Source organism: Sanguibacter sp. Leaf3 (assembly GCF_001425965.1).
Classification (GTDB): Bacteria; Actinomycetota; Actinomycetes; order Actinomycetales; family Cellulomonadaceae; genus Sanguibacter; species Sanguibacter inulinus.
Genome location: NZ_LMRH01000001.1, coordinates 536,001 through 557,540, shown reverse-complemented (window position 1 = coordinate 557,540; position 21,540 = coordinate 536,001). Strand labels below are relative to the sequence as shown.

Genomic DNA, 21,540 nt, shown 5'->3' with positions numbered 1-21,540 from the left:
GGACCCTCGTAGGTGGAGCAGGACCAGACCTGCGCGGCGGAGGTCCATGTCACACGCGGTCGGACCGCGTCCCGCTGTCTGTGCTGCCTGTCGCGCTGCCCGTCGAGGCCGCGAGCCGTGCCTCGACACGCTCGACCTTGCCGTCGAGCTCGCCGGTGTGCCCGGGGCGGATGTCAGCCTTCACCACGAGCGAGACCCTGTGCCCGCCGGCGCCGACCGCTTCGGTCGCGCGCTTGATGACGTCCATGCACTCGTCCCACTCCCCCTCGATGGTCGTGAACATCGAGTCGGTGCGGTTGGGCAGACCGGACTCACGGACGATGCGGACGGCCTCGGCGACGGAGTCCGTGACGGACTCCCCAGCACCGAGCGGGGCGACAGAGAAGGCGAAGAGCATCCGCCCATCGTGCCACCGCCCGGCGTGGGGCGACAGTGGGAGAGGGCGGTCGACAGCGGAAGCCGCGTTGCAGCCGGCGGCGTACATCTCCACCCTTAGATGCCGCTGACATATCTAGATCGCGCTCTGGCCGTGATCGATCAGTTAAGACAAGGGCAGCCCGCCCACCTCCATCTCGCGTCGTATCGCATCCGCGAGAGCAGACTCCTGACCTATCGCGTGCAAAGCAGCATTTTCGTATAGGGAATACTTTTGAAATCCGAGCGCCTTCGCTATGGCGGACCTAAAACCTGAATCTCGAAATGAGACCTCGCGAACGATGGCTGCGAAATCGTCGCTTGCAAGCTGTTCGCGGAGCCTTGTAAGAATACCGTCGTACGGCGAGGAGAATTTGACCTCTATCGAGGCCTCCCGAAGATCAGGCATTATAAAGTCTCGAATCTTTCGGAAAGCTACTTTCTTCGCCAGATCTAAGGCGAGCCGCTCAACGACGCCTGCAGAACGAAGGGCTCGCAAACCTTCAGATATTGCCTTTTCGTAGAGATCCGACCAAACGGTTCCGTCTGCGGCAGCGCGACGCCGAGCCACCACGCGTATAACTTCCGGAAGATAATAGAGACTCTCCACCTCGGAGCACGGGAGCACCCAAACGTTTTTCGAAGCAAGCGCCAATCGCTCCGTTTCCTCTCGCCCGTCTCCATCAATCACCCCTGCGGCATGCACCCAATGGTGAGCAGCCGCAGAGCGCAAGCCCTCTACGCTTCGAATCACCCATTCACACCCTCCGGCTGCGGCGATTGTCCACCCTGGGAAGAGGTGACGATACAAGGAATAGTCGATACTCCCGTCAGCCCCCTCAACGAATAGTATCCTCTGCCGACCCCCGAGAATCGCCCTGCGTGCCGACTCCGTGAGTGATTCGTCTTCGCGTACTCGCTGGATATCCCAATAAGCAACTTCCTCTCCGACCCATTCGAGTCCGAGGACCGCAAAGGTCTCCCCGGAACGGGCATTCAGGCTCGAAGCTAAGTCAAGGTCGTGGGTCATCACAACGAAGCAGCAATCCGCTCTTGCGTCCAAAAGTGCTTCAATTAGTCCCGCCGAGACGGAACGATGCAAATGCCTTTCTGGCTCATCCAAAATTATTACGCACGAGTCAGGCGCAGAAAGCACCTCGGCTGATAGCAGAAGAGCCGCCCTCTCACCATCCGACATCCTGGATATCGAGTATTCACCGCCGTTCCCACGGTGGACCGCGCTAAATGACTGTCCGCCCCGGATTTCAATCCGAACATTTAGCCCCGCTGCTGACAGGACAGCCTCAAGTTTGTCGAAGACTCGAGCCCCCATCACTGAATCAATCTCGTCAGGTGACATCCGATCCTGCTGCGATAGTCGTGCGATTCGATGATCTTCGGAAGCGACCTTTCCAAGAAAGTCAAAAAGAGCCACATCCGTTCTCTGGTTGGCAGAACGATCGATATACCGCGACTCGGGCGCCTGATTAAAATACACCAATTGCTGCTCAAACTGCTCTCGACCCGAGGCGCTTATGTCCGGTCCGGAATTTTGAAACCACAGTTTTCGATGCGCGAGGACCCTCTGTAATTTTCCTGCAGGGGTCACTGAAGAGAAACTGGCGGCCAGTGCCGATTTTCCTGAACCATTCGCACCAACGAAAACCATCACCTCGCCAGCTTTGGCCTCCAAATTCAGGGATCCTGCTCTAGAAGGAATCTCCCACTGCGCTATCGGCTCCGCGCGCGCGCCCTCATCATCCATGGTGCCTATCCTATCTGAGGCCTCCAGCCGAGCAGGAAAGAAAGCTACGTAGGCCCAGACGCACGGTGGAAACGCTTCAAAGGGTCAGTCGAAGAGGTCGCTGATCGGGGTCGGACCTGAGTTGAACTGGATCGTGCGGCCGACCGAGGCCGGGGCCTCGATGACGGCTGCGGCGACAGCGGCGACGTCGTCGCGCGGGACGGAGCCGGACTCGAGGTCGTCGCCGACCTCGATGGACCCGGTGCCCGGGTCGTCCGTGAGGCTGCTCGGACCGAGGATCGTCCAGCCGAGCGAGGACTGGCGCAGGTGCTCGTCGGCCGCGGCCTTGGACTCGGCGTAGGCGAAGAAGGAGTTGTCCTCGGGCACCCCGTGGTCCGGTCCGGCACCCATGTACGAGACCATCACGTAGCGCGGGACGCCTGATGCGACGGCTGCGTCGATCGAGCGGATCGCCGCGTCGCGGTCGACCGCGTAGGTGCGCTCGGGCGAGCCCCCGCCGGCTCCCGCGGACCAGACGACCACGTCGTGCCCGGCGATCACGTCGCCGATCGACGAGGTGCTGAGCTTCTCGACGTCGGCGACGACGGGCGCAGCGCCCGTGGCGGCGACGTCGTCGCGGTGGTCCGGGTTGCGCACGAGCGAGGTGACCTCGTGGCCGGCGGTGGTGAGCAGCGTGGCCAGCTTGAGCGCGATCTTGCCGTGCCCTCCGACGATGACGATGCGGGTCATGGTGCTCCTCTCAGGCAGTGGGGTGACGGCCGTGACGACGACCTGCGACGTCTGCCGTCCGACGGTTCAGAGCCTGTCGGCGAGGAGCTCGGCGAGCGCCTTGCCCTTCACCCCGGCGAGGTCGTCGGCCTGGGTGCGGCAGGAGAATCCGTCAGCGAGGAAGACGTCGCCCTCCTCAGCCTCTCGCAGAGCGGGCAGGAGCGCATTCTCAGCCACGGCGACCGAGACGTCGTAGTGGCCCTTCTCCATGCCGAAGTTCCCGGCGAGGCCGCAGCAGCCGGCGAGGGTGCGGATCTTCGCGCCGGCCCCGACGAGCAGGGCCTCGTCGGTCTTGTAGCCCATGACCGAGTACTGGTGGCAGTGCGGCTGCACGACGGCCGTGACGTCGGAGAGGTCGGGCATGGCCCAGCCGGAGTCCTCGGCCGGGCGCGTCTGCGGGTCGGTGAGCAGCTCGGCGAGGGTGTGCGTGGCTGTCGAGACGGCGTGGGCGCGCGGGTCGTCGGGGAAGAGGTCGAGCAGGTCCGAGCGCAGCACGGCTGTGCACGACGGCTCGAGGCCGACGATGGGCACGCCGTTGACGGCGAAGGGACCGAGGGTGTCGAGGAGCGTCGACAGCTTCTTCTTGGCGCCGTCGAGCTGGCCCGTGCTGATCCAGGTAAGACCGCAGCAGGCCTCGCCCTCGGGGACGACGACGTCATAACCAGCGGCGAGCAGGACCTTGACGGCGGCCTCGGGGACCGACGGGGCGAGGGAGTCGCTGAAGGAGTCCGTCCACAGGACGACCTTGGGCTTTCGGCGCTCGGTCGTCGTACCCGCGCCTCGCGAGCCCGCGGCGAGCTGGGTGCCCTGACGCTTCCACCACGTGCGGAAGGGGACCTCGGCGAAGGACGGGATCGAGCGCCGGGTGTCCATGCCGCCGATGGTGAGGGACAGCTTCGCGAGCGGCTTGACGCTCAGCGCGAGGTTGACCAGGCGCGGCATGCGGCTCGCCAGGCGCGCCCAGCGGGGCAGCCAGCCGAGCACGTAGTGGTTCATCGGACGCAGCCGGCCCTTGTAGGACTCGTGCAGCACCTGCGACTTGTACTGGGCCATGTCGACCCCGGCCGGGCAGTCGCTCGAGCAGGCCTTGCAGGACAGGCAGAGGTCGAGGGCCTCGTGCACCTCGGGCGAGCGCCAGCCCCCGGTGACCAGGGTGCCGTTGGCCATCTCCTGGAGCACGCGGGCGCGGCCGCGGGTCGAGTCCTTCTCGTCCTTGGTCGCGAGGTACGAGGGGCACATGAAACCGCCCGCGGCGGTCGAGTCCGCGCGGCACTTGCCGACGCCGACGCAGCGGTGGACCGAGGTGGTGAAGTCGCCGCCGTCGTGGCCGAAGCCGAAGCCGCCCGAGAGCGCGACAGGCTTGGCGGCCGGGCGGCGCAGGTGCGCGTCGACGGCGTCGGGACGCACGAGCACGCCCGGGTTGAGCAGGTCGTGGGGGTCGAAGAGCGCCTTGAACTGCTCGAAGACGCTGATGGCCTCGGCCGAGTACATCGAGGGCAGCAGCTCCGAGCGGGCGCGGCCGTCGCCGTGCTCGCCCGAGAGCGACCCCCCGTAGGTGCCGACGAGCGCAGCAGCCTCGGTCATGAAGGACCTCAGGACGTCGCCCGAGGCCTCGAGCGGGATGTCGATGCGCAGGTGCACGCAGCCGTCGCCGAAGTGGCCGTAGGGCAGACCGTCGACGCCGTACCGCGCCATGAGTGCGTCGAGGTCGCGCAGGTAGGCACCCAGGTGGACGGGCGGGACGGCCGAGTCCTCCCAGCCTGGCCAGGCCTGCGCGCCAGAGGGCGTGCGTCCGGCGAGGCCGGCGCCGTCGGCACGGATCTGCCACATGGCCGTGGCCTCCGGGCCTGCCGGGAGGATGCGCGTCGCGGTCGTGCCGGAGTCTCGGACGATGGCCTCGGCGTTGGCGAGAGCCTCCTGCGCGGTGGTCCCGCCGACCTCGACCATGAGCCAGCCGCCGCCCGGCGGGAGCTCGGGGACCGAGCCTGCGCCCTTGGCGCGGCGCACGACGTCGACCAGCCGGGCGTCGAGACCTTCGACGGCGAGCGGCGAGTGCGTGAGGAGCGCGGGGACGGCGTCGGCCGCGCTCGGCATGTCCGGGTAGCCGAGGACCACGAGGGTCGGTGCACCGGCGATCGGCACGAGGTTCACCGTCGCACCGAGGATCGACATGACGGTGCCCTCGGTCCCGACGAGAGCCTTGGCGAGATTCGTGCCGTTCTCCGGCAGGAGGTGCTCGAGAGAGTAGCCGGACACCTGGCGGCCGAAGCGGCCGAGCTCGGTGCGCAGCAGGGCCATGTTGGTGGTGACGAGCTCGCCGAGCCCGGGCACCCTGTCGACGCCCTGACCGTCGGCCCCCGCTGTGAAGCGGCGGCCCAGGCCGTCGACGACGTCGAGCTCGATGACGTTGTCGGCCGTGCGCCCGTAGGCGACGGCGTGCGGACCGCAGGCGTTGTTGCCGATCATCCCGCCGAGGGTCGCGCGGTTCTGGGTCGACGGGTCGGGGCCGAAGCGCAGGCCGTGCGGCGCGGCGACCTTCTGCAGGGAGGACATGACCACGCCGGGGTCGATGCGTGCGGTGCGGTTCTCGACGTCGAGGTGGTGGATCGTGTTGACGTGGCGGGAGAAGTCGATCACCACGCCCGGGCCCACAGAGTTGCCGGCGCACGAGGTGCCTGCCCCGCGGGTGGTCAGCGGGACACCGGCCTCACGGGTGACGGTGATGGCCGCGAGCGCGTCGTCGACGTCTTTCGGCACCACGACGACCTGCGGCACGACGCGGTAGTTGGAGGCGTCCGAGGAGTACTCGGCACGGCGGAGAGTCGAGTCGGAGACCTCGCCGTCGACGGCTCTGCGGAGCGACGCGACGAGGTCTGCGTGCGCGTCTGCGGACCGGACGGTGCGCGGGGTGCCGTCGGGACCGTTGATCTCAACCTCTACCGGGGTAGCCACACGCGCATTCTTCCACCGCCCGCGCGGGACCTCGCGCGCCAACCACTCTCCGGACGCCTGCGCGGGCCGGGGTCGCGTCCTGGCGCGCGAGCATCTGAGTGGCGCACAGGTGCCGGGCTGGCGTGTGGGAATCTTGTCCGCATGTCTGCCGAAGAGATCATCGGGTTCGTCACCGGTGCCGTGTGCGTGTACCTGGCCGTACGACAGAACGTCTGGACCTTCCCCGTCGGCATCGTCAACAACGGTGTCTACATCATCTTGTTCGCCTCGACGGGGCTCTACGCCGGGGCGGGGCTCCAGGTCGTGTACCTCGTGCTGGCCAGCCTCGGCTGGTACTGGTGGCTCCGCGGAGGGACCGGTGGCGGCACGCTCGCCGTGCGCCGGACCCCGCGATGGGTGTGGCCTGCAGCCGCGGTGACCGTGGTCGTCCTCGTCGGGCTGCTCGCCTGGGTGCTGAGCACCTGGACCGACGCGTCGAGCCCGTGGCTCGACTCGGTGACCACCTCGTTGAGCCTCGTCGCGCAGCTCATGCTCGGTCGTAAGTGGATCGGCAACTGGGTGGTGTGGATCGTCGCGGACGTGATCTTCGTCTGGCTCTACCTGTCGTCGGGTCTGTACCTGACCGCCGTGCTCTACGCAGGATTCATCGGGCTCTGCCTGCTGGGGCTGCGGGACTGGAAGGTCGCGCTGCTCAGGTCGGAGGATGCGGACGACGCGCTCCTCGCCGAGCCTCGACCCGGTGCTCCGGCTCCGGGGTCGTCGCGGTGACCGGCGGGCAGAGCACCAGCAGCGTGGGAGGGACGCGCGGTGCTGACAGCGCTGACAGGGCTGACGGGGCGTCCGTCGAGGAGCAGGGGCTGCGGCAGCGGTTCCGGCACGGCCTCGTCATCGGCAAGTTCTACCCCGTGCACGCAGGGCACCTGAACCTCGTGCGCACGGCGCTCGCGCAGTGCGAGCACGTCACCGTGCAGGTGCTGTGGTCGTCGCAGGAGTCGATCCCGGCAGACCTGCGAGCACAGTGGTTGCGCGACGAGCTCCCGGGCGCGCACGTCGTCACCGGGCTCGACGACGCGCCCGTCGACTACGAGTCCCACGACGCGTGGCAGGCGCACGTCCAGGTGATGAAGGACCTGCTAGACGCCGGCTGCGTGCCCGGGTGCTCGGTCAGCGCCCCTGTCGACGCCGTCTTCACCTCAGACGTCTACGGAGCCGAGATGGCACGCCGCTTCGACGCGGCGTGGGTCCAGGTCGACCCGGGCCGCGCCGCTGTGAGCGTGAGCGGCTCGGCGGTCCGGGCCGACCCCGGGGCGCACTGGTGGGCGCTGCCGCCGGCCGTGCGGGCCTGGTTCGCGCGGCGGGTGGTGGTGGTCGGGGCGGAGTCGACGGGCACGACGACCCTCGCCGACGCCCTGCAGGCGCACTACGGGCTGCCCGCGGTCCCGGAGTTCGGGCGGGAGTGGTCCGAGGTCCGTCCGGGCGGGCTCGAGACCCCGTGGCACACGGCCGAGTTCGACCTGATCGCCCGGGAGCAGAGCCGGGTGGAGGACCATGCCGCGGCGACCACCCCGCTCCCCCTCGTGGTCTGCGACACCGACGCCTTCGCGACGACCCTGTGGCACGAGCGGTACATGGGGACGCCCTCTCCGTCCGTGCAGGAGCTCGCGGCCTCACGCGTGCCCGACCTCTACCTGCTGACCGGCGACGAGATCCCCTTCGTGCAGGACGGTCTGCGCGACGGCGAGCACATCCGGCACGGCATGCAGCAGCGCTTCCGTGAGGAGCTCGCCGCGCAGGAGGACGGCGGCGCCCCGTGGGTCGAGCTCCGCGGGACCCGGGAGGAGCGGCTCGCCGAGGCGGTCCGCCTGGTCGACGCCCTCGTCGCGGTGCCGCGGTGGGTGGCCCCGCCGATGGACCAGCACGGCCAGGAGGTCGGTGCCCCGCTGCCCGACCCGACAGCCCCGGCGCCGGCTGGCTCGGACCGCAGGGTCTGAGCCACCCGACAGACGCGCGGCGGCTCGGGCTCGGGCTCGGGCTCGGGCTCGGGCTCGGGCTCGGGCTCGGGCTCGGGCTGAGGTTCTCAGCCCTGGTGCTCGTCCACAGAGAGCGGCGATGGGGCCTTCTCCCCAGCGGCACTGCGACGGCCTGACGGGCCGGTGACCCCGTGGCAGACTCGCCCGTGTGACAGAGCACACCAGCAGCCCCGCGTCAGCGACCTCGTCCGGACCGTCTCCGGCATCGCCCCTCGGCCACGTCTCGGACGCTCCGACCCGGCCGGCCCCGGGCGGGACGTCCAGCACGCAGGGCGACTACGACCTCGACGTCGCGGACCTCTTCGGCACGGCGACCCCCACCGAGGGCTCGCAGGACGCAGACCTCGCGGAGAAGCTGCGGCAGGCGTACTTCTGGGTCGTCAACCACGCGATCATCTCCCCGCACTACGACGTCGAGTTCTCCGCAGGACCGGGGACCCCGGAGACGAGCTTCAGGCTCGGCGACTCGAAGGCGCTGCTCACGCTGCCCTCCGACCAGTCCTACTCGAGCTTCGTGCTGCTGCCGCTGCTCACCTTCGCCGTGCGAGGACGCTGCCTGCTCATCGGCGGACCGGGTCGCGGGAAGACCGCGAGCGCCGTGCTCATGGGCGTGCTGGCCGGGTACCCGATCCAGGACGTGCGCCGCGCGATGCAGCACGGTCACCCACAGCTCACGGTCTCCGACATGTTCGGCACACCGTTGCCCAAGGACCTCGTGCAGGCAGACTCGCTCGCCGACGTCGACGTCGCCTGGCGATCGTGGCTGGGCATGCGCGTGAAGATCGTCGACGAGTACAACCGCATCCCGACGCGCACGCAGTCGGCGCTGCTGACGGTCCTCGCGGACGGGTACGTCGAGGTCTTCGACCAGTTCTACGAGACTGGCGAGTCCGCCTGGTACCTCACCGCCAACGACGACGCCGGCGGCGGCACGTACCAGGTGGTCGAGGCGCTGCGGGACCGCATCGACGTGGTGGTGCACGCGCTGCCCTTCAACAACAGGTTCCTCGGCGACCTCGTGGCGCGGGCCGAGCAGGGTATCCACCCCGAGCGGGCCGTGCCCGAGTCGATCGTCTTCGACGACGCGCAGCACGAGCGCCTGCACCGCGAGGTCACGGCCGTGCAGATCGAGCGGCCCGTCCGGCGACGGCTCGAGTTCTTCGCGAGCCAGCTCGAGCTGCTCGAGGGGTCGGCGTGGCAGTTCGAGTACCGCACGAAGGACACCGCGCGCCTCGCCGGGATCGACCCGCACCTCGTGGCGAGCTCGGACACCGGGCGCGACAAGCTCTCGGACATCGGCGCCCAGACCCTCAACGGGCTCTCCGTCCGGGCGCTGCAGTCCCTCGTGGCGTACGCGAAGGCGATGGCCTACTTCCGTGGTCGCTCGAGCGTCGGCCTCGACGACCTGCGCGCCGTCCTGCCCTTCGTGCTGCACGACAAGCTCGTGCCGGACCAGCAGTCGACGGTCTTCGACGACGCCGACCGCGAGCCGCTGCGCTCGGACCGCGTGTCGTGGATCCGGACGATGTTCGACGACGCGTGCGCCCAGTACGACGCGTACGGGCTGGACCAGGACGACCCCGTCGGCGAGGTCCTCGACCAGGTGCAGGCCGGGCTCGACTCCCTGGGTGAGGACGTCGTGCTCGACAGGATGCGCCGGATCGAGCAGATCCTCGCTGGGTGGGAGGGCGCCGGCAAGCTGCACGGTCACGTCTATGAGGACGCCCTCGTGCTCAAGTACGCGCACCAGCGGTACACCAACTACCTCACGTGGCTGCGCTGGTACCGGTGATGGACCAGTCCACGGCTGCCGCTCCCACGTGGCAGGGCGAGCTGGTCGCGCAGCGCGACGTCCTCAACTCTCGCGTCGCCGCCGCTCGGTCCGCCGGCGCGTCAGCCGACGCGCTGCGCACCGCCCTGCTCGAGATGGGTCCGGGGGCCGACCACCTCGCGCGGACCATGGGAGACCCGTCAGCCTTCGCAGCGGTCGTGCCCGTCCTCGTCGACGCCGTGAGCGCCGTCGTCGTGCGTCGCGCGTGGCACGAGTCCTCGGCCGACCGCTGGGCGCTCCTGGGGGTCGTCCCCTTCCTGCCCCGTGCCATGGGCCGCTCGCCGAAGGTGACCGTCGATGTCGTCGTCCAGGGAGCCGGACGGGTCGCCCGAGGGGCCGACCTCGGTGAGTGGGGCCGACGATTCTGCACTGCCGACGCGCACCTCGACGACGACGACGCCCTGCGTGCGGCGGCTGCGGTCGCCGCCTGGAGATCGGGCTTCGTGAGGCTGCGCGGCGCAGCGCTCGCTGCTGCAGGATCGCTCCCCGATGCTGCTCTCGTACGGCTCCTCGACCTGGCCGGTGCCGTCGACGAGAGCTCCTCTGCAGACGGTGCTGGAGATGGAGTCGCTGGAGTCGCTGGAGTCGGTGAGAGCTTGGGCGCGGGCGGCGCAGGCAGTGCAGGCGGTGCTAGCGGCGCCGGCGGTGAGACCTCCGGCGCAGCCGGGACCCGTGGTGCAGGTGCCGCGCTGCCCGGCTCACGGGGCTCGGCACACGGCCCGGGCAGTCCACGGGACGTCCTGGCGCGCAGCGCTGCGGACCCCTTCTGGTGGCCCGGTGCCCCGGCGGCTGGTCGGACCGGACAGGTCGGCGGCTTCCGTGGGAGCGGCGGGCCGTGGGTCGGTGTCCCCGTCGTCCTGGGTGCCGTCGACGCAGCCACACCGACATGGCGGGTCGCGGCTGACGACCAGGTCTGGGCGGTCGTCGCCGACGTCCACGGGACCGCTGTCCTGCGCGAGAGCGCGGGACGCTCGACCTCGGCTGCCGAGCTCGACAGCCTGCTGGCGGCCGTACGGCCGGACCCCGCGCTCGTGGACGCCGTCGCACCCCACCTAGGTGCTCAGGACACCGTCACCGGAGCGGGCGTCACCAGCGCAGGGATGGTCCTGGTGAGCCGCGCGACGTCGTACAGGCTCGACCTCGTGCGGACCGGCGCAGGCGAGGACCGTGCTCGCGCCGCCTCTCACGACATCCCCCAGGACCAGCCGTGAGGGGCGGTCGTCGTCGCGGGACGGGGACCTCCGCCGACCAGGCTCCTGCGGTCCCGGCGGCACTCCCGTTCCCCGTCACCCGCGCGCCCCGCCCAGACGACGCACGCTACGCATCGCTCAGGGCCGCCTGGACGGCCGCCTGGCCCGAGGCGCTCGGCGCGTGGGGCCGCTTCACCCGTCTGCGACCACCGCGGCTCCACGGCGCTGGCGAGGTGAGCGGGGCGACGAGCTTCGCGTGGTTCAGCCTCGGCGACGTCGAGGTGTCGATCGATCTCGAGCAGGTGCTCGCAGAGGGGATCGAAGACCACGCCGTGGCTGTCCTCGCGCACGAGATCGGCCACCACGTCTACTCCCCGGCCGACATGCTCACGGCTGGCCGGATGACGGCGCAGGTCCGCCTGGGGCTGGTCGACCTGGACCACCGGGCCGGCCTGGTGACCAACCTGTGGTCGGACATGCTCATCAACGACAGGCTGCAGACCCGTGCCGGGATCGACATGGTCGGGCTGTGGCGCAGGCTCGGTCCGCCGCAGGGAGAGGTCATGACTCTCCTGCTGCGCACGGACGAGATCTTGTGGTCGCTCCCCGCGGGGACGCTCAGCGGACCCGGGCCGCACGCTGACGCCGAGGCACAGGTGCTCGCCAGGCTCGTCCGGACCTACGCCGACGACCCCGCAGCCGGCGCCGGCGGCTTCGCCATGGTCCTGCGTCCGTTCCTGGCACGGGACACCGGGAGCGGCGGCGGGCAGACCGTCGTCGACCTGCCCTGCGCCCAGCACGAGCACCCAGGGACGCCAGTCCCCGGGCTGGCGACAGCCGCGGACGCCCTCCGCCCGCCCGTCCACCCGGCGCTCGACCCGCGCGTCGTCGGCACCCTCGCAGCAACCGAGGACTCGACCTCGCCGACCCCTGGACCGCAGACTGGGCTGCAGCGCGACCCCGTCGCGTCCCAGAGCGCCGGGAGCACGCTCACCCCGGCCGACTACGCGGCTGTGCTTCAGTCGCTCGGGGTCGCCACCTCGCCCGAGTCCGCGGCGATCGCCTGGTACCGGGAGCACGCAGCCCGTCACCTCGTCCCCTTCCCGACGACAGCCACACCCGCGGCTCCTGAGACGCTGCTCGGCGGCCTCGACCCGTGGGAGACGGGCGACGACCTCGCCGACGTCGACTGGACCGCGACGATGCTCGCCTCACCCGTCGTCGTGCCCGGGATGACGACGGTCCAGCGCCACCTCGACTCGACCACCTCGACCGAGACCGACGACCAGCCCGTCGACCTCGACCTGTACCTGGACTCCTCAGGCTCGATGCCCGACCCTCGCCACCAGCCTGCCCCGATCGCGCTGGCCGGCGCGGTCCTCGCTCTCTCTGCCCTGCGCAGCGGCGCGCGCGTGCAGGCGACCACCTGGAGCGGTCCCGGGCAGATCGCCGGGACCGACGGCTTCACCCGGGACGTGACAGCCGTGATGTCAGCCGTCGTCGCGTACTTCGGCGGGAGCACGTCCTTCCCCATCCCGCTGCTCGAGCAGACGCACCTCGACGAGGCCGACCGCTCCGGGAGCACCGGGAGCACCGCGAGCGCGGGGAGCAAAGCCAGCAACGGGAGCGCCGCGAGCGCGGGCAGCCCTGCCCGGAGCCGGCGTCGGCGTCGGCACATCGCGGTGATCTCGGACAGCGGGGTCGTGAGCATGTTCGCCGACGGCGCCTGGAGCCTCCCCGAGGACTTCGAGCCGCTCACCACGAGCGCGGCCCGAGCGGTCCGGGCCGCCGGCGGCGGAGGATCGCTCGTGCTCAACGTCGCAGGACCACCCGACCGCTACGTCGACATGGCTCCCGGCTACGCCGTCTACACGGTGTCGGCCTGGGAGGATGTCGTCCCCTTCGCGAGAGACCTCGCCCGGACCCTCTGGGGGCAGAACGCATGACCGTACGAGACGGGCTCGTCGACCCCGCGCAGCCGCTGCGCCCCGGCCCGACGCTCGCGACCGTGATGCAGCGGATCGCCCAGACCCCCGCCGACAGGCTGCCAGCCGTCGGTGCCCTCGGCGACGGCAGCCCACGACCCGGCCGCGCGCACGTCGACGCCGCCGCGGTCGTCTCCGACACCCTCGCCGACCTCGCACCGGGGGGTGTGCGGACCCAGCAGCAGATCGCCTGGCTGCGGACCTTCTTCTCGGCCCCGGGCGGCTTCGGCGACCAGCGCGCACGCGCCGCGCTGATCACCTCCTGGGTGCTGGCCGACCCCGCTCTGCGGCGCACCCCGGTCCTCGCAGACGTGCTCACGGGACCAGAGGCGACGACCGACTGGGCCCTCACGGCGATCTCGCGCCTGTCGACGGTCCTCGCCCCGGTCCTCGAGCCCTCCACGTGGCCGAGCACGACGGCCACCCGCGAAGAGGCCGCGCGCGCCGTGCTGCGTGCCTGCGGTCTGCACCCCGGCGACGAGACCGCCGTCGACGCCGAGGCCCGGTGGCAGACCGTCAGCACAGCGATCCAGAGCCTCGTCCTCGCCCAGCTCGCCGAAGAGGCCCGCCGCACCGAAGAGCTCAACAGGGCGCTCGCCGAGAAGCGCGCCCGCGAGGCCGCGGCGCAGGTGAGCCATGTCTGAGGAGCAGGACATCACCGGCGCGCACGCCAACGGCCCGTCAGCGGCCCCTCCCCAGCGCACCTCCCCAGCCGGGCCCGACCTGAAGGCCCTCCCCCGCGGTGTCCCCGACCCCGCGCTCGCCGAGTACGAGGCCTTCTCGGCCGTCGCGCTCACCGACACGGAACGGTGGCCGTCGCTCTCGGCCGAGGGCTTCGCGGGGATGCAGGCCCTGCGGGACCACCCGCACGCCCCCGCGTGGGTGCACGTCTGCGGCGACAGGGTGATGCCCGAGGACCTCCCGGTGCTGCGAGAGCGTGCCGCCGACGCAGCACAGAGGTCCTGGGAGCCCAGGGGCGAGGTGTGGGCGCGCCCCGGGTGGGTCGACGAGCTGGTGCAGCGGGTCTCGACGACAGTCCCGCACTACAGGGCGCTCGCCCGCCGTGAGGGCCGAGCACCCCGCAGCCTGGACGACGTAGCACCCGTCTCCCGCGACGACCTGGGGCGCGGGGTCGCGGACTTCGTCCCCGTCGACGTCCCCCTCGACAGGGTGCTCGAGGGGTCGAGCTCGGGCAGCACCGGGGCCGCGCTCGTCGTGCCGCTGCACCCGCTCTCGACCGCCGCCGAGGTCGTCTATCTCACCGACCTCGCCGCCCGGGCGGGAGTGACCTGGGAGGCCGAGCATGGACGCACGTGCCTGCTCAACGTCGTCGACCAGCGCACGGCCTTCACCTACGCCTCTGCCCTGACGGCCAAGGGTGGCGCGCCGATGGCCCGCGTCAACGTGCACCCTGACGGCTGGCGCGCACCCGGTGACCGCGAGGCCTTCTTCGCCGACGCCGACGCCCAGGTGCTCAGCGGCAACCCCTTGTCGCTCCTCGCCCTCGCCGACCTCGACGTCGAGCTGCACCCTCTCGTCGTCTTCTCCGGCGCCGCCCACCTGGCACCGGGGGCACGGCGAAGGCTCGAGCAGCGGTGGGGAGCGCCCGTCGTCGACGTCTACGGCACCCGCGAGGCCGGGCTCGTCGCCGCAGACCTCACCGGGGACCGCACGACGGACGGCCAGACGCGCCACACTGTGCTGCCCCGCCGCGTCCACGTGGAGATCCTCGACGAGCACGGGACGCCGGTCCGCGACGGCGAGCGGGGCGACGTGGTCGTCACGGTCGACGACAACCCGTACCTCCCGCTGCTGCGGTACCGCACCGGGGACACCGCTGCCCTCGTCCGCGAGCGCGACGCCGAGGGGACCTGGGCGACGGTCCTCGTCGGGCTCGAGGGTCGGGCGGCCGTCCGCTTCCAGACGGCCGACGGCCGCTGGGTCCCGTCGGTCGACACCACCCAGCTGCTGCAGGCCTACGGGCTCGCCGCCTGGCATCTGCACCAGGCAGCGGACGGCACGATCCACCTCACCGCGCTGCCGACCCGGGCCACGCCTCCCACCGTGGCGACGGTGCCCGCACAGCCCGGGCTCAGCACGCTCGACACAGCCCTGACCGCGCTGCTGGGACGTCCTGTCCTCACCACGACGGTCTCGGACCCGCGTGACCTCGGACCCGGGGCCAAGCGCCGCTTCAGCAGCGACCTCGACATATAGCCGCAGGTCAGCGGAGCGGCGAGAAGACCACTGCGGCCCGGGGTCCGAGCCACAGGACTCTCAGGCAGGTCTCAGGGTCGGGTGGGGGACCTCCCCTATTCCCGCAGCGGTCGGCCACCGCCAGGATGGTCTCAGACGCGGGCGCACCCCGCGTGCCACCCGACCCAGCAGAGAAGAGCACGGTCATGTCGCCCTCCCCCGCCAGCACAGCCCCCACGTCCCCGGGACCCGGCAGCCGCTCAGCGGCCATCGCGACGGCCCGTGGTCTCACCAAGACCTACGGCAAGGGCTCGACCGTCGTCAGGGCTCTCGCCGGGGTCGACGTCGACTTCGCCCGCGGGCAGTTCACCGCGATCATGGGCCCGTCCGGGTCGGGCAAGTCGACACTCATGCACTGCATGGCGGGTCTGGACACCCCGACGTCGGGGACCGTGGTCGTCGACGACCTCACGGTGTCGTCGATGAACCAGCGTCAGCTCACACGTCTGCGCCGCACCCATCTCGGGTTCATCTTCCAGTCCTTCAACCTCGTGCCCACGCTCACCGCCGAGGAGAACATCACGCTCCCCCTCGACATCGCCCGGGTGCCTGTCGACCGCGCGTACCTCGCGGAGGTGGTCGAGGCCGTGGGTCTCGGCGACAGGCTCAAGCACCGCCCGGCCGAGCTCTCCGGCGGGCAGCAGCAGCGTGTCGCCTGCGCCCGGGCTCTCGTGTCCAAGCCGTCGGTCGTCTTCGCCGACGAGCCGACAGGCAACCTCGACTCGACGTCCTCGCGTGAGGTGCTCTCGTTCTTGCGGACCTCCGTCGACACCCTGGGCCAGTCTGTCGTCATGGTCACGCACGACCCCGTCGCGGCCAGCAACGCGCACAGGGTGCTGTTCCTCGCGGACGGGCAGATCGTCGCCGAGCTCTCCGAGCCGACCCCCGAGACCGTCCTCGACGTGCTCGCGTCCCTCACGCGCCAGAAGGTGACGGGCTGATGCTCCGCGTCGCGCTGCGCAACGTCCAGGCGCACCTCGTCCGCCTCGGGCTGTCCATCCTCGCCGTCGTCCTCGGCGTCTCTTTCGTGGCAGGCACCTTCTCGCTGCGCGAGATGCTGTCCGACACCTTCGACGGGATCGTCGACGCCGGCACCTCCTCCGACGTCTACCTGCGCGGGGCCGACGACGTGTCGACCCTCGTCCAGGAGAACGCGAGCGCCGGGGCCGTCCGCAACACGATCCCCGCCGACCTCGTGACCACCGTGGCGCAGGTCGACGGCGTCGCCCACGCCTTCGCGGACCTCACCGGTCCGCTCGTGCTCGTCGGGGCCGACGGCACGGTGCCGCCGACGACGGGCGCGCCCACCTTCGGGCTCGCCTGGTACGCCGACGACCCGGCGACGCCGATCTCCGAGGGAACCGCCCCCAGCGGGCCTGGGGAGTTCATGCTCGAGGCCGGTGCGCTCGAGACGACGGGCCTGGCAGTCGGTGACACCACGACGCTCGTCGTCGGCGGGCAGCTCACGGAGGCGACGCTCACGGGCATCGTCGACATGGGTACCTCGATGGCCGGTGCGACCATCGTGTTCTTCGACGAGGCCACGGCTGCCGCGGCGTTCTCGCCCGACGGAATGGTCTCGACCATCTCGGTCCTCGGCGACGGCAGCGTCGACGACACGGCACTCGCGGAGCGCGTCGACGCGGCAGTCCAGCCGGCGGCCGGTGCCACCGACGCGGCGCCCGTCGAGGTCGTCACCGGCGAGACGGCCCGCGAGGAGGCCCGCGACGAGATCTCGACCATGCTCGGCTTCGTCGAGACCTTCTTGCTGGTCTTCGCAGGGATCTCGCTGTTCGTCGGCGGGTTCATCATCTCCAACACCTTCGCGATGACGGTCCGTCAGCGTCAGCGGGAGTTCGCGCTGCTGCGGGCTGTCGGGGCGTCACCGCTCCAGGTCTTCGTGTCGATCCTCGTCCAGGCGGCTGTCGTCGGGGCGATCGGCGGCGCCCTCGGGGTCGCCGGTGGTCTCGGGCTGGTCCTCGCGCTCAAGGCGCTCTTCGCCTCGATGGGCATGGAGCTCGCGGGCAGCGTGCCGGTCTCGACCTCGATGGTCGTCATCTCGCTCGTGCTCGGGATCGTCGTGAGCATCCTCTCGGCGGCTGTGCCCGCCCGGCGTGCGGCGCTCGTCGCGCCTGTCGAGGCGATGCGGGACGACTCCCCGGCCCAGAGCGCCTCGCTGCGGGTCCGCACCATCGCCGGGCTGGTCGTCGCCGGTGCAGGGGCGAGCGCCGTCATCGCGGCTGTCGTCACCGCCGCCCGGGACGACACGGCGAGCACCGGGAGCATCCTCGGCATCGGCGCAGCCGCCGTCGTCGTGGGCGTGCTGCTGCTCGCGCCGGCCATCGCGAAGCCTGTCCTGCGCGTCATGGCGCTGCCCTTCGTCTGGCTCGTCAAGCCTCTCGGGAAGCTCGCGTCCGGCAACGTGACCCGCAACCCTCGCCGGACTGCGAGCACGGCCAGCGCACTGATGATCGGCATGTCGCTCGTCGGGGCCGCCTCTGTCCTCGCCGCGTCAGCGCAGTCGTCGGTCAGCAGCATCGTGGAGAACGAGTCGCGAGCCGACCTCATCGTCCAGTCGGCGACGGGCACCCTGCCGGCCGGGGTCGTCTCCGACATCGACGCGCTGCCCGAGGTCGGTGCCGCAGACGCGATGCTGCTCGACCAGTACTTCGTGACGGACACCTCCGGGGGTGACCCCGTCAGCCTCTACGCCCTCGGCGCAGACCCTGGCGTCTTCGACCGCAGCTGGGCGACCGAGGCTGTCGAGGGCGATCTCGACACCCTCGCTGACGGCCAGGTCAGCGTGCTGAAGTCAGCCATGACGTCCAACGGCTGGGCACTCGGAGACAGCCTCACCCTGTCGACCCAGGTCGGCGAGGTCGAGGTGACCATCGGCTCGGTCTTCGACTCCCCGGCCCTGGGCACCCCGCTCCTGGTCGCGGACTCGATCTTCGACCAGCTGGCCTCGAGTCCTGCAGACATGGCCACGATGGTCCTGCTGCAGGCAGCAGACGGCGTCTCCCAGGCCGACCTCGACGCAGCCGTGACCGCTGCCGCGAAGCCGTACATGATCGTCTCGGTCATGGACAACGACGAGTTCGTGTCGTCCCTCGCGGCGCAGGTGGACCAGGTGCTGACGATCCTCTACGCGCTGCTCGGGCTGTCGATCGTCATCGCGATCTTGGGCATCGTCAACACCCTGGCCCTGTCGGTCATCGAGAGGACCCGCGAGATCGGCCTCATGCGGGCCGTGGGCCTCGGCCGGGCGCAGCTCGCCGCGACGATCACCATCGAGTCGGTCCTCACGGCGGTCTTCGGCACAGTCCTCGGGCTGGCCGTGGGCGTCGGGCTCGCCGCGGGGATGCCGACGGTGTTCCAGAGCTCCGGGCTGACCGAGCTTGTCGTCCCGTGGGGTGGTCTCGCGGTGATGCTGGGCATCTCGGTCGTCGTCGGTGTGCTCGCGGCGGCGTGGCCGGCGATCCGCGCGGCACGGCTGCCTGTGCTCGAGGCCGTCACGGTCGACTGACCAGCGCTGCCGTACGGCGGACGAACTCGTCCGCCGTACCGTCCTGCCGCTCTGTCAGAGCACCAGCTCGGGCTGGAGCGTCCGCACGGTCCACAGCCGCTGCTTGCGAGCAGCGAGCGTGGTCACCGCGAGCGACCCCACGAGGAACAGCGCGAGCACGGCCGCGTCGGTCCCGACGTTCGTCAGCGAGCCTCCGTAGAGCAGGTGCCGCAGACCGTCGACGCCGTAGCTCATCGGCAAGAACTGGTGCAGCGAGCGCAGCGGCTCCGGGATCGTCTGCCACGGGAAGGTGCCGCCCGCGGTCACCAGCTGGGTCAGCATGAGGACCAGACCGAGGAACTGCCCTGCCGCACCCAACCAGGCGTTGAGGGCCTGGAGGATCGCGACGAAGGTCGCCGAGACGAGCACGAGGAACAGCGCCGTGAACCACGGGTAGGCGGGCTGGATGTCGAGGGCGAACTTGGTCACCGTGAACATCAGCGCGGCCTGCGCGACACCGATGGCTGCCGGGGTCAGCCAGCCGCCGAGGGCTGTGGCGACCGACGACCAGATGGACCGCCCGGCGGCGAGCGCACGCCTGGACAGCGGCTTGACCAGCAGGAACAGCACGTAGGCGCCGATCCACGAGGCGAGCGAGAGGAAGAACGGTGCGAGACCGGCGCCGTAGGTGCCCGCGCTGGTGAGCGACTCGTTCTGCACGACCACAGGGTTGCCGATGGTCTGGGCGGTGTCGTCCTGCGTCTGGGCGTCGACGTCGGGCACCTCGCCCATGCCGGAGGTGAGGCCGTCGCGCAGCTGGACAGCTCCGGAGTCGGCCGCGACGATCCCGTCGTGGAGGGTCGAGACACCCGTCGCGAGGGTGCTGGCACCCTCGGAGAGGGTCGCGGTCCCGGTCTTGAGCGAGTCGGCACCTGTCGAGAGCTCCGAGGCGCCCGTCGAGAGGTCGGAGGCACCTGTCGCGAGGGTCGAGGCGCCTGTCGCGAGGCTGTCGGCCCCCGTGGCGGCGTCGGCGATCCCCTGGGCGAGGGTCGGTGCGGAGAGCGCGAGCGCTGCAGCCCCGTCGCTCACCTGCGTGGCACCTGAGGACAGCGTGTCGAGGGAGGTCGAGACCTCGCCGAGCGCCGTCGAGGCGTCGGTGATGGGCTGGCGCGCGGTGTCGAGGGCCGTGAGGACCGTGGTGATCTCCTCCTCGGTGAGGCCCTGCGCACGCAGGTCGTCGGCGATCCCGGTCCGGATGGTGTCGAGGTCGTCGACGAGAGCCTGCGCGCCAGTGGCTGCAGCGTCGCCGTAGCCGGCGATCGTCGCGTTGCCGTCGGCGACCTTCTTCGCGCCGTCGGCGAGAGCCTGGGCCTGGGTGGGCAGGTCTGTCGTGGCGGTCTTGAGGGTCCCCAGGCCCGTGTCGAGGTCGTCGATCCCGGTCTTGAGGGTGCTCGCGCCTGTCGCGAGGGTGGCGGCGCCGGTCTTGAGGGTGCTCGCACCTGTCGCGAGGTCGGAGGCACCCGTGGCTGCCGTCGACGCCCCCGTCGCGAGGTCCGCCGAGCCCGTGACGAGCTGGTCCGAGCCTGTGACGAGCTGCGCCGTCCCGTCGGTGAGCTCGGTCGCGCCGCTCACGGCGTCTTCCAGGCTCGTGCGGATGTCGGAGAAGCCCGCGAGGAACTGCGCTGCCGCCTCGGTGCCGACCTCGGAGGCGATCGAGTCGCGCACCTTCCCGACGATCTGGTCCGCGATCGTGCGCGCCAGATAGTTGTTGGCGTCGTTGGTGACGAGCGTGATGCTCGCCTGCTGCGGCGCGAACTCCCCTGACGAGGCGAGGTCGTCGCTGAAGGTCGGGCCGATCACGAGCGCGGCGTCGTACTCGCCGGAGCGGACCCCGACCTGCGCCTCGGCCCGTGAGGTCTCGACCCAGCCGAAGCCGCCGTCGTCGAGGAGGTTGTCCGCGACCTTCTGCCCGAACTCCCCGGTGTCCTCGACGACGAGGGCCGCCGGGACCTGGTCCAGACGCGAGTAGGGGTCGGAGTTCACGAAGAGGTAGAGCCCTGCGTACAGGGTGGGGATGATCGCGAAGGCGGCGATCGCGAGCTTGGGGAGCGTGCCGGCGCTGATGCGGCGGAGCTCGGAGAGGCTGATCCGGACGGCCTTCATCGCAGGACCTCCATCGCGTCGTGGTTGTCGGTGCCCTCGACGGGCCGTTCGATGTGCCGTCCGGCCTCGAGGACGTGGGCCGAGGCGGGGGTGCACTGGACCATCACGCCGTAACCGGACTCGGCGTACCCGCCGGCCATCCGCCACCAGTCCTTGGGGTTGCCGCCGTGGCGGTCGGGGAGCGTGAGGACGAGATACCGCACGGCCGGGTCTGCGGCGCCCAGCGCCAGCAGCGTCTGGACGCGGGTGACGGGGTCGAGCTGGTCGACCCGCAGCGAGCGGCGCTCGGCGAGGTCGTGCTCGGTGAGCCAGTGGTTGACGGCCCGACGGCTGGACGGTCGACCGGCGAGGGCGAGCCCCTCGGCGACGGTCCCGGCCACGGTCAGGGCGTCGTCAGGCTCGGTGATGGTGGGGGCGTCGACCACGGCTGAGACCTTGCGCAGGGTCTCGGCGTCGGGCCGCCCGTCGAGGAGCACGTCTCCCTCGTCGGGCACCATGCGGCCCGTCGCGACGAGCGCGAGGGCCGTGTGCCCGTGGCCGGGCTCGGCGACGACGAGCAGGCGCGAGCCCCGCTCGAGCCGGAGGGTGACCGGGTCGAGCATGGTGTCGCGCCGTCCCTCGACGCGCACTGCGCGCAGCGAGATGGCTTCTGGGTGGTCGTGAGTCGTCATGTGCCCCTCG

15 protein-coding genes are annotated in these 21,540 nt (G+C 70.8%); 9 read left to right on the top strand and 6 right to left on the bottom strand.

All coding sequences use genetic code 11. The features are described from left to right. Positions 1-49: 49 nt before the first annotated feature. The 4 genes from ASG53_RS02415 to ASG53_RS02405 form a co-directional block, all read right to left on the bottom strand. Positions 50-397 carry an MTH1187 family thiamine-binding protein gene (locus ASG53_RS02415; protein ID WP_056127979.1) on the bottom strand — a complete coding sequence of 116 codons (348 nt, stop codon included), beginning with the start codon at positions 395-397 and terminating at the stop codon, positions 50-52. Positions 398-541: 144 nt separating this feature from the next. Then, positions 542-2,179, bottom strand: a complete 1,638-nt coding sequence (locus ASG53_RS19290) for an AAA family ATPase (protein ID WP_082543727.1) — start codon at positions 2,177-2,179, stop codon at positions 542-544. Between the two features lie 84 nt (positions 2,180-2,263). After that, positions 2,264-2,908 (bottom strand): SDR family oxidoreductase, encoded by a 645-nt coding sequence (locus ASG53_RS02410; RefSeq protein ID WP_056127975.1) that lies wholly within the window; start codon positions 2,906-2,908, stop codon positions 2,264-2,266. Between the two features lie 66 nt (positions 2,909-2,974). Further along, positions 2,975-5,899, bottom strand: coding sequence for an FAD-binding and (Fe-S)-binding domain-containing protein (locus ASG53_RS02405; RefSeq protein ID WP_082543726.1), 2,925 nt, complete (start codon positions 5,897-5,899; stop codon positions 2,975-2,977). 141 nt (positions 5,900-6,040) lie between these two features. Here ASG53_RS02405 and pnuC point away from each other — a divergent pair, with 141 nt between their 5' ends. The 9 genes from pnuC (at position 6,041) to ASG53_RS02360 (ending at position 18,717) form a co-directional block, all read left to right on the top strand. Further along, positions 6,041-6,667, top strand: a complete 627-nt coding sequence (gene pnuC, locus ASG53_RS02400; protein WP_056127972.1) for a nicotinamide riboside transporter PnuC — start codon at positions 6,041-6,043, stop codon at positions 6,665-6,667. 23 nt (positions 6,668-6,690) lie between these two features. Next, positions 6,691-7,890 (top strand): AAA family ATPase, encoded by a 1,200-nt coding sequence (locus ASG53_RS02395; RefSeq protein WP_235533808.1) that lies wholly within the window; start codon positions 6,691-6,693, stop codon positions 7,888-7,890. Positions 7,891-8,077: 187 nt separating this feature from the next. Then, entirely contained in the window at positions 8,078-9,721 is a 1,644-nt protein-coding gene (locus ASG53_RS02390; protein ID WP_056127970.1) for an AAA family ATPase, read from the top strand. Beyond that, positions 9,718-10,971, top strand: a complete 1,254-nt coding sequence (locus ASG53_RS02385) for a hypothetical protein (RefSeq protein ID WP_156382638.1) — start codon at positions 9,718-9,720, stop codon at positions 10,969-10,971. Before ASG53_RS02390 ends, ASG53_RS02385 begins: the two co-directional genes overlap by 4 nt. Continuing rightward, positions 10,968-12,896, top strand: a complete 1,929-nt coding sequence (locus ASG53_RS02380; RefSeq protein WP_056127964.1) for a hypothetical protein — start codon at positions 10,968-10,970, stop codon at positions 12,894-12,896. The genes ASG53_RS02385 and ASG53_RS02380 overlap by 4 nt, the downstream gene beginning before the upstream one ends. Next, positions 12,893-13,579 carry a hypothetical protein gene (locus tag ASG53_RS02375; RefSeq protein WP_056127962.1) on the top strand — a complete coding sequence of 229 codons (687 nt, stop codon included), beginning with the start codon at positions 12,893-12,895 and terminating at the stop codon, positions 13,577-13,579. The genes ASG53_RS02380 and ASG53_RS02375 overlap by 4 nt, the downstream gene beginning before the upstream one ends. Next, positions 13,572-15,152 carry an AMP-binding protein gene (locus ASG53_RS02370; protein ID WP_056127959.1) on the top strand — a complete coding sequence of 527 codons (1,581 nt, stop codon included), beginning with the start codon at positions 13,572-13,574 and terminating at the stop codon, positions 15,150-15,152. Before ASG53_RS02375 ends, ASG53_RS02370 begins: the two co-directional genes overlap by 8 nt. 185 nt (positions 15,153-15,337) lie before the next feature. Further along, the gene (locus tag ASG53_RS02365) at positions 15,338-16,132 is read left to right on the top strand and encodes an ABC transporter ATP-binding protein (protein ID WP_056130519.1); all 795 of its coding nucleotides are present in this window, start codon (positions 15,338-15,340) and stop codon (positions 16,130-16,132) included. Further along, positions 16,132-18,717, top strand: coding sequence for an ABC transporter permease (locus ASG53_RS02360; RefSeq protein WP_056127956.1), 2,586 nt, complete (start codon positions 16,132-16,134; stop codon positions 18,715-18,717). Before ASG53_RS02365 ends, ASG53_RS02360 begins: the two co-directional genes overlap by 1 nt. Positions 18,718-18,771: 54 nt before the next feature. On the opposite strand, the gene ASG53_RS02355 is transcribed toward ASG53_RS02360, so the two are convergent. Further along, the gene (locus tag ASG53_RS02355) at positions 18,772-20,859 is read right to left on the bottom strand and encodes a YhgE/Pip domain-containing protein (RefSeq protein ID WP_056127953.1); all 2,088 of its coding nucleotides are present in this window, start codon (positions 20,857-20,859) and stop codon (positions 18,772-18,774) included. After that, positions 20,856-21,530: a hypothetical protein gene (locus tag ASG53_RS02350; protein WP_056127950.1), complete on the bottom strand. Its 675-nt coding sequence runs from the start codon at positions 21,528-21,530 to the stop codon at positions 20,856-20,858. Before ASG53_RS02350 ends, ASG53_RS02355 begins: the two co-directional genes overlap by 4 nt. Between the last annotated feature and the right edge of the window lie 10 nt (positions 21,531-21,540).

What these genes read in the sequence shown, in the direction of transcription:
- pnuC (WP_056127972.1), top strand. Translation starts at nt 6,041, where the DNA reads ATGTCTGCCGAAGAGATCATCGGGTTCGTCACCGGTGCCGTGTGCGTG.
- ASG53_RS02370 (WP_056127959.1), top strand. Translation starts at nt 13,572, where the DNA reads ATGTCTGAGGAGCAGGACATCACCGGCGCGCACGCCAACGGCCCGTCA.
- ASG53_RS19290 (WP_082543727.1), bottom strand. Translation starts at nt 2,179, where the DNA reads ATGGATGATGAGGGCGCGCGCGCGGAGCCGATAGCGCAGTGGGAGATT.
- ASG53_RS02415 (WP_056127979.1), bottom strand. Translation starts at nt 397, where the DNA reads ATGCTCTTCGCCTTCTCTGTCGCCCCGCTCGGTGCTGGGGAGTCCGTC.
- ASG53_RS02375 (WP_056127962.1), top strand. Translation starts at nt 12,893, where the DNA reads ATGACCGTACGAGACGGGCTCGTCGACCCCGCGCAGCCGCTGCGCCCC.
- ASG53_RS02355 (WP_056127953.1), bottom strand. Translation starts at nt 20,859, where the DNA reads ATGAAGGCCGTCCGGATCAGCCTCTCCGAGCTCCGCCGCATCAGCGCC.
- ASG53_RS02350 (WP_056127950.1), bottom strand. Translation starts at nt 21,530, where the DNA reads ATGACGACTCACGACCACCCAGAAGCCATCTCGCTGCGCGCAGTGCGC.
- ASG53_RS02410 (WP_056127975.1), bottom strand. Translation starts at nt 2,908, where the DNA reads ATGACCCGCATCGTCATCGTCGGAGGGCACGGCAAGATCGCGCTCAAG.
- ASG53_RS02365 (WP_056130519.1), top strand. Translation starts at nt 15,338, where the DNA reads ATGTCGCCCTCCCCCGCCAGCACAGCCCCCACGTCCCCGGGACCCGGC.
- ASG53_RS02360 (WP_056127956.1), top strand. Translation starts at nt 16,132, where the DNA reads ATGCTCCGCGTCGCGCTGCGCAACGTCCAGGCGCACCTCGTCCGCCTC.